We start from the raw sequence: 12,035 nt of genomic DNA, 5'->3' as shown, positions 1-12,035 counted from the left end.
GGCTGACCTGCGAAAACACCCTGCTCACACTCTTTCCTCGGCTGGCCGGGCAAACAATGGGGCAACGGTTTCGTGCCGTTGCCCAGGATGAGCTTATGCGGCGCGGGGTGCGTTGCCTCATTCGAGTCTGGCCATCGCGCCGTCCCTGTGGCAAAGGCGACGCGGTCCGACACGGCCCGCAGGGCATTTGCGCGCATTCGCGCGACGACGGCGCAAGGATTGCGTTAAGGATTCCGCGGCCTTTCCGTCCGACCGCAGGAGATTGCGGGGCCACGGGGGTGGTGCGTCGGAGAGTCCCATACGAAACCCTTACGATCCTCAGCGTGTCCAAACTGACCGACCTGCCCAAACGGATCCTGATCGGCCGGGCCCTGCGCAGCGACAAGCTGGGGGAGACGCTCCTCCCCAAACGCATCGCCCTCCCCGTCTTCGCATCCGACCCGCTGTCCTCGGTGGCGTACGCACCCGGCGAAGTCCTGCTGGTGCTGTCCATCGCGGGTGTGTCGGCGTACCACTTCAGCCCGTGGATCGCGGTCGCCGTCGTGGTGCTCATGTTCACCGTCGTCGCCTCGTACCGGCAGAACGTGCACGCGTACCCGAGCGGTGGCGGCGACTACGAGGTCGCCACCACCAACCTCGGTCCCAAGGCCGGACTGACCGTGGCCAGCGCGCTGCTGGTCGACTACGTCCTGACGGTCGCCGTGTCGATCTCCTCCGGGGTGGAGAACCTCGGCTCCGCGATCCCCTTCGTCGTCGAGCACAAGACGCTGTGCGCCATCGCCGCGATCGTGCTGCTCACCCTGATGAACCTGCGCGGCGTCAAGGAGTCCGGCAAGCTCTTCGCCATCCCCACGTACCTCTTCGTGGCCGGCGTCTTCATCATGATCGTGTGGGGCGCCTTCCGGGGACTGGTCCTCGGCGACACGATGCACGCGCCGACCTCCGGATACACCATCAGGCCCGAACGCGAGGGCCTGGCGGGATTCGCCCTCGTCTTCCTGCTGCTGCGCGCGTTCTCCTCCGGCTGTGCCGCGCTCACCGGCGTCGAGGCCATCAGCAACGGTGTCCCCGCCTTCCGCAAACCGAAGAGCAAGAACGCCGCCACGACCCTCGCGATGATGGGCCTGCTGGCCGTCACCATGTTCTGCGGCATCATCGGACTGGCCATGGCCACCGATGTGAAAATGGCCGAGAACCCGGCGAAGGACCTGATCAGCAACGGCACGCCGGTGGGTTCCGGATTCGTCCAGGACCCGGTGATCTCCCAGGTCGCGGCAGCCGTCTTCGGCGACGGGACGTTCTTCTTCGTGATCCTCGCCGCGGCCACCGCGCTCGTCCTCTTCCTGGCCGCGAACACCGCGTACAACGGCTTCCCGCTCCTCGGCTCGATCCTGGCCCAGGACCGCTATCTCCCGCGGCAGCTGCACACCCGCGGCGACCGGCTCGCCTTCTCCAACGGCATCGTGCTCCTGGCCGGCGCGGCGATCCTCCTGGTGTGGATCTACGGAGCCGACTCGACCCGGCTCATCCAGCTCTACATCGTCGGCGTCTTCGTCTCCTTCACCCTCAGCCAGACCGGCATGGTCCGGCACTGGAACCGCCATCTGCGCACCGAGAAGGACCCCGCCAAGCGCCGCCACATGATCCGCTCGCGGGCCATCAACACCTTCGGCGCCTTCTTCACCGGCCTGGTGCTCGTCGTCGTCCTCGCGACCAAGTTCACCCACGGCGCCTGGGTCGCCCTGCTCGGCATGGTGATCTTCTTCGGCACGATGACCGCCATCCGCCGCCACTACGACCGCGTGGCCGAGGAGATCGCCGCCGACGAGACCCCCGCGGACGAGACGATGCGCCCCTCCCGGGTCCACTCCATCGTCCTCGTCTCCAAGCTCCACCGCCCCACCCTGCGCGCCCTCGCCTACGCCAAGCTCATCCGCTCGGACCATCTGGAGGCGCTCTCCATCAGCGTCGACCCGGCCGAGACCAAGGCCCTCAGGGAGGACTGGGAGCGACGCGGCATCAACGTCCCCCTCAAGATCCTCGACTCCCCGTACCGCGAGGTGACCCGCCCGGTCATCGAGTACGTCAAGAGCCTGCGCCGCGAGAGCCCGCGCGACGTCGTGAGCGTCTACATCCCGGAGTACGTGGTCGGCCACTGGTACGAGCACCTGCTCCACAACCAGAGCGCCCTGCGCCTCAAGGGCCGGCTCCTCTTCACCCCCGGCGTGATGGTCACCTCCGTCCCGTACCAGCTGGAGTCCTCCGAGGCCGCCAAGAGGCGGGCCCGCAGGCGCGCCGACTGGACCGCCCCCGGCTCCGTCCGCCGGGGCCCGGTGGAACGCAAGCCGAAGGAACCGGCACCGAAGGGCTGAGGCCACGCGTTCGCCGGTGGTCGGCGGCCGGACGACACCCACGTAGACTCGTAGGTTGTTGTCCGGCCGCCCGCTGTCCCCCCTTGAGCTCTGGAGCCCTCCCCTCATGCAGAACGAACCCACGTCGCCGCAGACCGGGGAGACGCAGCCGGAGTCGCGGCCGGAGTCGCTGGTCGGCCGGGAGTACGAGGTCGAGGTCGGCCCGGTCGCCCACGGCGGCCACTGCATCGCCCGTACGGACGAGGGCCGGGTCCTGTTCGTCCGCCACACCCTGCCCGGCGAGAAGATCGTCGCGAAGGTCACCGACGGCGCCACGGACTCCCGCTTCCTGCGCGCCGACGCGGTACGGATCATCGAGGCGTCCAAGGACCGCGTCCCGGCGCCCTGCCCGTTCTCCGGCCCCGGCAAGTGCGGCGGCTGCGACTGGCAGCACGCCAAGCCGGGCGCGCAGCGCCGCCTCAAGGGCGAGGTCATCGCCGAACAGCTCAAGCGCCTCGCGGGCCTCACCCCCGAGGAGGCGGGCTGGGACGGCACCGTCATGCCCGCCGAGGGCGACAAGCTCCCGGCCGGCGAGGTGCCCGCCTGGCGCACCCGCGTCCAGTACGCCATCGACGAGGACGGCCGTGTCGGCCTGCGCAAGCACCGCTCCCACGACGTCGAGATCATCGACCACTGCATGATCGCCGCCCCCGGCGTCACCGAACTCGGCGTCGAGCACCAGGACTGGCCCCGCATGGCCTCGGTCGAGGCCATCGCCGCCACCGGCTCCCACGACCGCCAGGTCATCCTCACCCCCCGCCCCGGCGGCCGCCTCCCCCTCGTCGAACTCGACAAGCCCGTCTCCGTCCTCCGCGTCGACGAACGCGACGGCGGCGTCCACCGCGTCCACGGCCGCGCCTTCGTCCGCGAACGCGCCGACGACCGCACCTACCGCGTCGGCTCCGGCGGCTTCTGGCAGGTCCACCCCCAGGCCGCCGACACCCTCGTCCGCGCCGTCATGCAGGGCCTCCTGCCCCGCAAGAACGACACCGCCCTCGACCTCTACTGCGGCGTCGGCCTCTTCGCCGGCGCCATCGGCCAGCGCATCGGCGAGAAGGGCGCGGTCCTCGGCATCGAGTCCGGCAAGCGCGCCGCCGAGGACGCCCGCCACAACCTCAAGGACCTCGACCGCGTCCGCATCGAACACGGCAAGGTCGAACAGGTCCTGCCCCGCACCGGCATCACCGAATGCGACCTCATCGTCCTCGACCCCCCGCGCGCCGGCGCGGGCAAGGCAACGGTGAAGCAGCTCGCGGGGCTCGGAGCGCGCCGCATCGCGTACGTGGCGTGCGACCCGGCGGCGCTGGCGCGGGACATCGCCTACTTCGCTGAGGGCGGGTATCGGGTGCGGACGTTGAGGGCGTTCGATCTGTTTCCGATGACGCACCATGTGGAGTGCGTCGCGATTCTTGAACCGGCCGCGAAGGGTCTCTGAGCTGCGGGTTCAAGGGCCGGTGTGGGTCTCGCGGCGATGCGTGATGCGGAATTCATGACGCTCGAATATCGGAGGCCTCGACCTCGGACGTCTCTTCTCCGGCCCCAGGTCACAGACCGGGGCAAGGACTCTTGTCCGGGGCCGGCTGCACCTCGCCAGTGGCGGCGCGTGCCGCTGCCTCGTCGCACGCACCTCGTACCCAGATACCAGTCCGGTATCATTCCTGTATGGCTATGACACTCCGACTCCCCGAAGACCTTGACGCGAAGCTCACCGAGCGGGCCCGTCGAGAGGGTCGCAGCAAGCAGGAACTTGCCATCGAGGCCATCCGTGACGCCCAGCACCGGGCCGAGCTGAAGGTCGATGACGTCCTGGCCGAGCTGATGGACAGCGATGCGGAGATCCTGGACTACCTGAAGTGACCCAAGCGCGCTACATCCATATCGACGAGATCCTGGCCATCGCTCGCACGGTTAACGGTACCGAGCACAGCGTGCGTGACATGGGACTCTTGGTGTCAGCGATCGAACGGCCCCGGACGAACGTGTTCGGGGCCGAGCTGTATCCCACGCTCCATGAGAAGGCGGCGGCGCTGTTGCACTCCGTCGCTCGCAATCACGCGCTGATCGACGGCAACAAGCGCACCGCCTGGCTTGCCATGCGTGTCTTCCTGCGGTTCAACGGTGTCAGCGCCAGTACCGCCCCACCGCCCGTCTCCGTGGCTGGCCCGTTCGTCGAGGACGTCGCGCAGGACAACATCGATGTGCCGGATATTGCCAAGCGCCTGTCGGTCTGGTTCCCCGTTTCCTGACGTTCGACGTCGTGGGTACGGGACGGAACGAGGTTCTGGGAGCGGTGCTGGCTTCCGGCAGTCAGCTGGGGGGCCGACCCATTCGTTCAGGCATGCTCGCCGTAGCTCGGGTCGGTGGTCGCCGGCGGGTTCACGAATTGACCCACGCGCGCGGGCTGTCGGCCGCAGAACCGCTCGGAGAAGCGGGAGGGCATACCTTCGTCCTTCGATTGCCGAGCAACCGTGGAGAACCGTGCGGCGCACGTCGGCGCCGAACGGCCCGTTATAGGGGGCAGGGCCGTGCGGCTCCGCGGCCGAGGCCACGGAACCGCACGGTGGTTACCGTCAGAAGCCGACGCTCTGATCGTTCGTGTCCTCTTCCAGGTCCACGCTGTACAGCGGGCGGTCCTCGATTCCCAGGGCACGCATCAGCTCGTTGGTCGGAATCCTGTACCTACGTCCGATGCGGAGGACGGGGCAGGGGAACTCGTGCTCGCGGATCAACCGGTACGCGGTCGTCGAGCCGATTCCGAGCGCTCGGGCCGCCGTGCGCAGGTCCACTGCGACGGGCAGGTCGAACATCTCCGTGAAACTGAGGCGGCCCTCTTCCGGGTCCTTCACCCTCGCCTCCCCGCAGGGCGCACCGGCCGGGTGTTCGCGCGGCGCCCGGGCCTTCGCCTCTTTCCGGGGCTGTGACCCGCCGAGCGGCCCTGCGGCTCGTCGTCGGTGTCGATGAGGATTCCCTGGCGGCGCAGATGCTCCGGGCGCACCCGGAAACGCAGCGGTGCGTACAGCCCGTCCGGGCCGTCCGGACGGTCGACCCGTACGTCCAGGCCTTCCGTCGCCGGAACGTCCGCCTCCTCGCCGGACGCGGTGAGAGCGCGTTCCTCGGTGATGCGTTCGATCTGGGTGGAGGGAAGTTCCCGCAGCCCCTCCCGGCCGAGATGCCACGCCCTGGCGCGCGCCACATGCAGCAGGGAGGAGTCGGTGAGACGGCTCGCGCCGTCCCGATCCGCCAACTTCTCCAGGAGAGCCAGGACCATCTCGGCCTCCACGTCCGACCGGTCGGCCCGCAGGCGCGTGCAGACCCGGTGAACCGTCCCGGTCAACCGGGGCAGAGCCAGCCAGATAGCCAGGAGTTTCCCCGTGCTGTCCGGAGACAGGTCGCTCTGCGCCGTGCGGATGACCTCCTTCCAGACCGCGGTGGCGAACTGCGGGTCGGAGCCGGGGCCGTACAGGGCCTCGTGCGTCTCGGTGGCGGTCAGCCGGACCGGATCAGCCTCGTCGGCGTCCGTGGGGACGAGCACGAAGACCGCGTCACTGATCCGGGGATCGTCGAAGTGCCGCCTCACTGAGGCGAACGCACTGCTGTGTGGTGGATACATCAGGAAATGTCCTTTCTTCGGACTGCGGGAAGCCGAGTCTGGAGGTGCTGGAGATATCGAGATGCTGGACGAGATGGGCTCTGTGACGAGAGGGGGTACCGACTGATATGCGCATCAAGTGGACATGAGTCCCATCAGCCTCGCTTTGATGCGTGAGTATGCGGTAGTGGTCTTCTCGACCAGGTAACGCCGTCCTTGACCACGAGCGTGTAGCAAACGCGGCAGCCAGGCCGCGAGTTCGCTGGTGACGAAGTTCGGGAGGCTGGTGGGTGCCCGTGCAGAACGGGCACCCACGAACTGTTGCGCTCAGGCGGTCTCGGAGGACGAGGTATCCGGCGCCTCGGTGGGCGGGGTCGTCGGGGTGGTGTCCTCGGTCCGGACGGCCGGGCGCCGGCGGCGGCTCGGCGGCCAGTCGGGGGACTGGCGCAGACGGGCTGCCCGGCGGTTGCGCTGACGGCTGTTCATCGGGTTCGCAGTTCCTCTCTGATGAGTCGATGGATGGCTAAGCCGCCGTTTTGTGCTTCTGTGAGCGGCTGGTGCCATCGTGCCCGGGGGTGAAGCGGGGCCGCAGAGCGAAAACTGAGGGATAACTGAGTCCAAGGGGGGCGTGAAGAAGCAATCGCGTGTGAAGTGGCACAGCACGGCGCACTGATGAAGGAGCGTCGGCGAGGGGCCGGATCACTGACTGCGGCGCGGTGAGGGGGAGGGCGATGGAGGGGTACGTGCTGGGCCCGGTGCGAGCCGAAGGGGGCGGCGGCAGGAGGGTGGTCGAAGGGTCGAAGGTAGCGGCCCTGTTCGCGCTCCTGGTGACCTCGCCAGACTGTCGATGTAAGAGGCAGGACATCGCCCAAGTCCTCTGGGAGGGCGTCGAGGACGTCGGCGATCTGGTAGACCGCGTCGTCGCCGACCTGCGGAAGCGGCTGGGCCGGGAGTCCGTGCCCCATGGCGGCAAGTCGGGCTACTGCACGCTCCGCGTGCCGGTGGGGGACGTCGACCTGCTCCGATTCCGCGCAAAAGTGAAGCAGGCTGAGGGGCTGACCTGCAAAGCGCAGTTCGAGCTGCTCGGTGCGGCCTTGGAGGAGTGGAACGGCGAGGACGAACCGTTGCACGGACTGTCCGAGGCCGGCTTCCACTTGCGTCGGGAGGAGCTACGGGCCGAGTTGATGGCCGCCGTGTATGCGCGGCTGGACGCCGCCTACAAGTCCAGGGAGGCCAAATGGCTGCGCGAAGAGACGGAGAAATGGTTCGAGCGCGCTCCGGAATTGCCCCAGATCTTCCGGTTCTACTTGCTCGCCCATGCAGACCTGCCGGATTCCCAGCGTGAGCGGCTCATCAAGAAGTGGGAGAAGCGCAACGGAAAAGCGGATGTCGGTGTACAGAGCGCCATCGACCAGGTCCGGGGAGAGAACGGCCGGCCTGGCGGGGTGCTCCTTCCCCCTGTTCCGGACCAGTTGCCCGGCGGCCGGCGTGAGCCGATCGGGCAGGACGAGCTGATCGGCGACCTCTTGGAGGCCGTGTGCGAGGAACAGGATGCCGGCAATCTGGCGCTGGTCCTGATCAGCGGCATGGCGGGTGTCGGGAAGACCACGGTGGCCGAGAATCTCGCCGGTCGGCTGCGGGAGCGGTTTCCCGACGGGGTGCTGCGTGGCGAACTGAACGGATTCGCCGACGGAGACGTGCGGCCCGCCGAACCGGACGAGATCCTGGACGGTTTTCTGGCCACGCTGCCGCCCTACACCACAGTGACCGGAACGGAGAGCAAGAGCAACGCGTTGCGGTCGGCGCTGGCCCACCGGTCGGTGCTCATCGTCCTCGACGACGCGCTCAGCGCCCAGCAGGTGCTGCCGCTGCTTCCTGGAGACGGGACCTGCGCTGTGATCGTCACCAGTCGCAACGACCTCTTGCGGCTGCAGTCCGAGAGAAGGGTGCTGTTCCGCAAGATGGAGCCGCTGCACGAGGCGGACGCCTTGGAGGTGCTCCAGGAGAAGGTGTCAACGGAGGACCGGGTCAAGCACGCCATGGCCTTCAGTGAACTTGTCGATCTCTGTGGCCGACTGCCGCTGGCCCTTGTGGTGGTGGCCCGGCTCCTGGAAGGTGGTGCGCGTCCGCTGCGCACCCTCCCTGCCCTGGTGCAGGAGATGAAGGATGAGCGGAAGCGGGCGATGCTGGACACCCTGGACCGGCCCGAGCACGAACTGTCGGTCCGCGCAGCACTCAACTGCTCCGTGCGCGTGCTGAACGAGGAAGCTCGACTGCTGCTGTGGCAGTTCGCCGTCCACCCCGGGCCCAGCGTTTCCTGGGAGGCGGTGATGGACCTGGGACGGGCAGTGGGCGAGGGGACGCGTACCGACCGGGCCCTGGTGGACCTCGTGGCGGCGAACCTCGTGGAACATCACGGTGATCGCTACGGGCTGCACGACCTCGTGCGGGCCTTCGCCCTTCGGTACGTGCGTCCAGTGCCGGACGGAGAGGCCGTGGAGATCGAGCGGACGACCGTACAGCAGGTGCTGGAACACCAACTGCACAACGTCCGAGCCTGCGACCGGGTGCTCGATCGTGAACGCACTCTGCCAACTGGTGAGCCCGGAGCGGTCAGGGTCACCGACCTCGCGGACCTCGCGGAGGCAATGGCGTTCCTGGACGAGGAGTACCCCGCCGTCCAGCGAGGCATTCGCTTAGCGATCAATCAGCGTATCGACCGGTACGTGTGGTTGCTTCCGATGGCCCTGGTTATTTACCAGTGGCGCCGTCGCCTGCTCGATGATGCTCGGCAGAACCTCCGGTACGCCGCCGAGGCGGCGGAAGCCGTCGCCGGCCCGGTCGATCGCGCCATGGTCCACCGGTCGCTGGCAGGGACTCACTGGAGGCTCGGCGAGTACGACTTGGCTGTGGGCAACCTGCGCAGGGCCGTCCGGCTCAGCGAGGAGGACCGCAGCGCGGAAGGGCGGCTGAGTCTGGCCCGCACGCTGCACCGGCTCGGACTCACCCTGCGCAAGCAGGGTGACCGGACGGGTGCGGAGGAAGCGCTGGGCCGCGCACTGGAGTTGTGCCGGGAGGCGTCCGACCGGGTCGGGGAGGCGGCTGTTCTGAACGTTCTCGGCGCGATCGACCTCGACCGGGGCGTGCACGAGCAGGCGCTCCGCCGGTGCGCCGACGCCCTGGGCGTGGTGGAGCGCACGACGGAGCGCAGCGGTCTGGCCGATGTGCTGTTCACCCTGGCCAAGGTGCACCTGGCCCGTTCCGAACGGGACGAGGCCATCACCTTGTTCCGGCAGGCCTCCGGCATCTACCGCGAACAGGAGAACTGGCCCAACGAGGACAAGGTACGGATGCTCTTCGCTGATGTCCTGGTGGCCGCAGGCGACACCGACGCGGCGGTGCGGGAGTTGGAGAGAGTCATCGTGCTGCGTGAGCGGATGGATCGTGAGGGGGTGCGGGAGGTCCGAGAGCGGCTGGAAGGGCTGAGGTGACCCGCTCGGTCGGCGGCCGTTGGCTCACTGTCAAAGCCGGGGCGGATACGTGCGGTAGTACTCGGTCGGGTCCGGGCGCAGGGGCTTCGACGGCCGTCGCGAGCCTAGCTGGGGCAGGTAGCAGCGGAGCTGGTCGAATACGTCACGGACATCCGCGGGGCGTTCCGCCGCCTTCCACCGGACCATCCACAGCGCCAGGGAGGCGAACTCCGGGGGTAGTTTGGCGAGCCGGTCGGCCGGCAGCACCGGGGTGCCCTCTTCCGCCCGCTCTTCCTGTCCGCCGTAGGGAAGGCGCATCACGGTCATCTCCAGCAAAATGCAGCCGAGTGCGAAGATATCCGCCTGCCGCGTCAGACCTGGCCGGCACGCGTCGGACTGCTCGGGGGAGGCCCAGCCGCGCGTGCCGCGTGCGCATTCCGTCTTCTGATCCGCCACGACCGCGTGGCCCATGTCAATGAGCCGGAGACGGCCGTCCGGCTGCACGATGACGTTCTCGGGTTTGAGGTCGCAGTGCACCAGATTCCGGTCGTGGACTTCTGCCAGAATTTCGCACAGTTGGCCGATGACGGCCGCAACGGTCCCAGGATCCTTAACGGGCAGTGCCGCAGACAGCACCTTCTGCAGTTGATGCCCTTCGACAAATTCCATGACCAGGCACCGGCGTCGCCGGTGTGTCCCCGTGGCGATGACTTCGGGAATCGCCTGGATTCCCGTCAGCATCATCATGCGTTTTCCCTCTTCGAGGAGTTCATCCCCGGCCCAGTGGAAATCGCTCTCGGGTCCGAGGTCCCGGGCCTTCTGAAGCTTCAACGCCACCTTCTGCCCGCTGTTGCGGTCACGCCCGAGAAAAAGATCGCCCTGGCCGCCGTCGCCGACCATGTCCAGCACTTCGTAGCGCCTTTCCACCTCGCCGACCTCCTCGATCTCCCTCACGGCCATTCACCCTTCCTCCGTACGGAAATGGAGCATGAAATGTCACAGCCATGGCTGCCCCCCGACGGGGTGACCCGCACGTCCGACGTCATCACGGTATCCGCCGGAATGTTCAAGGGAGGAGAGTTCCGATGCCCCGCCGCTGACGCTCTCAAGACCCGCGGCTACCACACCACCGACCCCGTACCGCGGCGCCGTGAGCGGTTGGAGCACTTCGCTCTGGGCCCCTTCATGGCTGCCTGCGACATCCGTTCGGGGCCTGCCGGCCACCCGCCCCGGACACGTACCGGCTCTATGCACGACGGTCTGCGGACCTGGTCGGACCACGGCGTGACGTTGTACGAGGCGGCCTTCCCCCTCGATCCGGAACGCCCCCTGCACGAGGTGCCCGAGCCGTGGACTTACCGCTACCGGCCGTCCGGTCCCGACCCGCGCGACGCGCAGGAGTATCGCCTCACCGTGTGGGGCCGCTGCCTGGCCTCCCCCGATGGTGCCTACCGCGAGCTTCGTCTCCCCGTGCACCGCCTGCGGGACCTGCCGCCCGACGGGTTCACTGCGGCCGTCGCCCTGGTGCTGGCCGAGGGCGCCCCCGGACCACCGCCGGAGCATGTACGGATCGTGGAGTTCGCGCTCTTCGACGGCCGTACGCGGGAACTCTTCGCGGGAAGCCGGGAAGAGGCGCGTGCCCGGTACCGCGAACACGGCCCCACTGCCCTGGCCGGCGTACTGGACGGACGGGAGTACCGCCCGGGGGCCGCCTGTGGTGGATGCCCCTACCTGTCGGTGTGCCCGGCCCTGCGTACAGCGCCCGGACTGCTGGGCATCGAGGCGCACGACCGGCCCCGCCGCACCTGGTCGGTCACCAACGGGCGGGCCTACCGAGCCTGCCCCGCGCGTGACCATATGCGTCGCCTGCACCTGCCCCCGGCGGACTCCGTCGAACGCGAGGTGACGGCCGAGCGAGGCCGGGCGCTGCACGCCTTCCTCGCCGAACGGCACGCCCACGGATCGCCTCGGCCCTGCACGGTCGAGATCCCGAAGGACTGGGTACCGGAGGGATTCGACCTGCCCGCACACGAACGCGCCCTCGGCGTTCAGCTGTTGCGGCGCCACGCCGCGGTCTGTCCGCTGCGGTACGTCGGGGACGGTACGGATGTGCGGACCGAGCCCCGGGTGGTGCGGCACGACACAGCCGCCGACGTGGTTGTTCTGGCCGCGCCCGACCTGCTCTACCGGGACGCCGGGTCATGGGTGTGGCGCGAGACCAAGACCTCCGTCACCGATCGGCGGTCCGACCGCCCCCTGCTGGAGCGCTATCCGCAGTTGGCCCTGGCCGTCGTGCTGATCGCCCGCGGTGACCTGGGCGGTGATCCGTTCCGCGCGCGGGTCGAGCTGGAGGTGCTGCGCCCCGGCGGAGCCGACCTGGAGATCATCGATCCCTTCGCCCCGGCCAATCGGGTCACCGCCGAGAAGGTACTGCGGGCGATGGTGGCCGAATGGCACGGGGACGACCAGTACGCGGCCCGGCCCGGACGTTCCTGCGAGCGGTGCGAAGTGGCGCGCTGGTGCACGGCGTCGTCCGTCGGCGAGGCCGCGGCATGAGGGTGGGGC

Annotated in this window: 10 protein-coding genes; 6 read left to right on the top strand and 4 right to left on the bottom strand. The window is 68.6% G+C overall.

What is annotated here, in order from left to right; genetic code table 11:
• Positions 1 to 323: 323 nt before the first annotated feature.
• From ACZ4FH_RS26445 to ACZ4FH_RS26430, 4 genes are all read left to right on the top strand, one after another.
• Positions 324 to 2,372 (top strand): APC family permease, encoded by a 2,049-nt coding sequence (locus tag ACZ4FH_RS26445; protein WP_467307884.1) that lies wholly within the window; start codon positions 324 to 326, stop codon positions 2,370 to 2,372.
• Positions 2,373 to 2,478: 106 nt separating this feature from the next.
• A complete protein-coding gene (locus ACZ4FH_RS26440; RefSeq protein ID WP_467307883.1) occupies positions 2,479 to 3,846 on the top strand; it encodes a class I SAM-dependent RNA methyltransferase in 1,368 nt (455 codons plus the stop codon).
• 227 nt (positions 3,847 to 4,073) lie between these two features.
• Positions 4,074 to 4,268, top strand: a complete 195-nt coding sequence (locus ACZ4FH_RS26435) for a ribbon-helix-helix protein, CopG family (RefSeq protein ID WP_030566796.1) — start codon at positions 4,074 to 4,076, stop codon at positions 4,266 to 4,268.
• A complete protein-coding gene (locus tag ACZ4FH_RS26430) occupies positions 4,265 to 4,657 on the top strand; it encodes a type II toxin-antitoxin system death-on-curing family toxin (RefSeq protein WP_467307882.1) in 393 nt (130 codons plus the stop codon). The genes ACZ4FH_RS26435 and ACZ4FH_RS26430 overlap by 4 nt, the downstream gene beginning before the upstream one ends.
• 324 nt (positions 4,658 to 4,981) lie before the next feature.
• On the opposite strand, the gene ACZ4FH_RS26425 is transcribed toward ACZ4FH_RS26430, so the two are convergent.
• The 3 genes from ACZ4FH_RS26425 to ACZ4FH_RS26415 form a co-directional block, all read right to left on the bottom strand.
• A complete protein-coding gene (locus tag ACZ4FH_RS26425) occupies positions 4,982 to 5,218 on the bottom strand; it encodes a helix-turn-helix domain-containing protein (RefSeq protein ID WP_467308041.1) in 237 nt (78 codons plus the stop codon).
• Positions 5,219 to 5,253: 35 nt separating this feature from the next.
• Complete coding sequence (locus ACZ4FH_RS26420) at positions 5,254 to 6,021, bottom strand: hypothetical protein (protein ID WP_467307881.1); 768 nt, start codon at positions 6,019 to 6,021, stop codon at positions 5,254 to 5,256.
• 306 nt (positions 6,022 to 6,327) lie between these two features.
• Positions 6,328 to 6,486 (bottom strand): hypothetical protein, encoded by a 159-nt coding sequence (locus tag ACZ4FH_RS26415; RefSeq protein WP_467307880.1) that lies wholly within the window; start codon positions 6,484 to 6,486, stop codon positions 6,328 to 6,330.
• Between the two features lie 245 nt (positions 6,487 to 6,731).
• Here ACZ4FH_RS26415 and ACZ4FH_RS26410 point away from each other — a divergent pair, with 245 nt between their 5' ends.
• On the top strand, positions 6,732 to 9,491 hold the full coding sequence (locus ACZ4FH_RS26410) for an AfsR/SARP family transcriptional regulator (RefSeq protein WP_467307878.1): 2,760 nt from the start codon (positions 6,732 to 6,734) through the stop codon (positions 9,489 to 9,491).
• A gap of 30 nt (positions 9,492 to 9,521) precedes the next feature.
• Here ACZ4FH_RS26410 and ACZ4FH_RS26405 read toward each other — a convergent pair whose 3' ends face one another.
• Complete coding sequence (locus ACZ4FH_RS26405; protein ID WP_467307876.1) at positions 9,522 to 10,424, bottom strand: serine/threonine protein kinase; 903 nt, start codon at positions 10,422 to 10,424, stop codon at positions 9,522 to 9,524.
• A gap of 330 nt (positions 10,425 to 10,754) precedes the next feature.
• Between ACZ4FH_RS26405 and ACZ4FH_RS26400 the strand changes: the two genes are divergently transcribed.
• Positions 10,755 to 12,026, top strand: coding sequence for a PD-(D/E)XK nuclease family protein (locus ACZ4FH_RS26400; protein WP_467307875.1), 1,272 nt, complete (start codon positions 10,755 to 10,757; stop codon positions 12,024 to 12,026).
• The last annotated feature ends 9 nt before the right edge of the window (positions 12,027 to 12,035 follow it).

The organism is Streptomyces sp. NPDC024555, from assembly GCF_055559335.1.
This window is presented reverse-complemented; position numbering and strand designations above follow the sequence as displayed.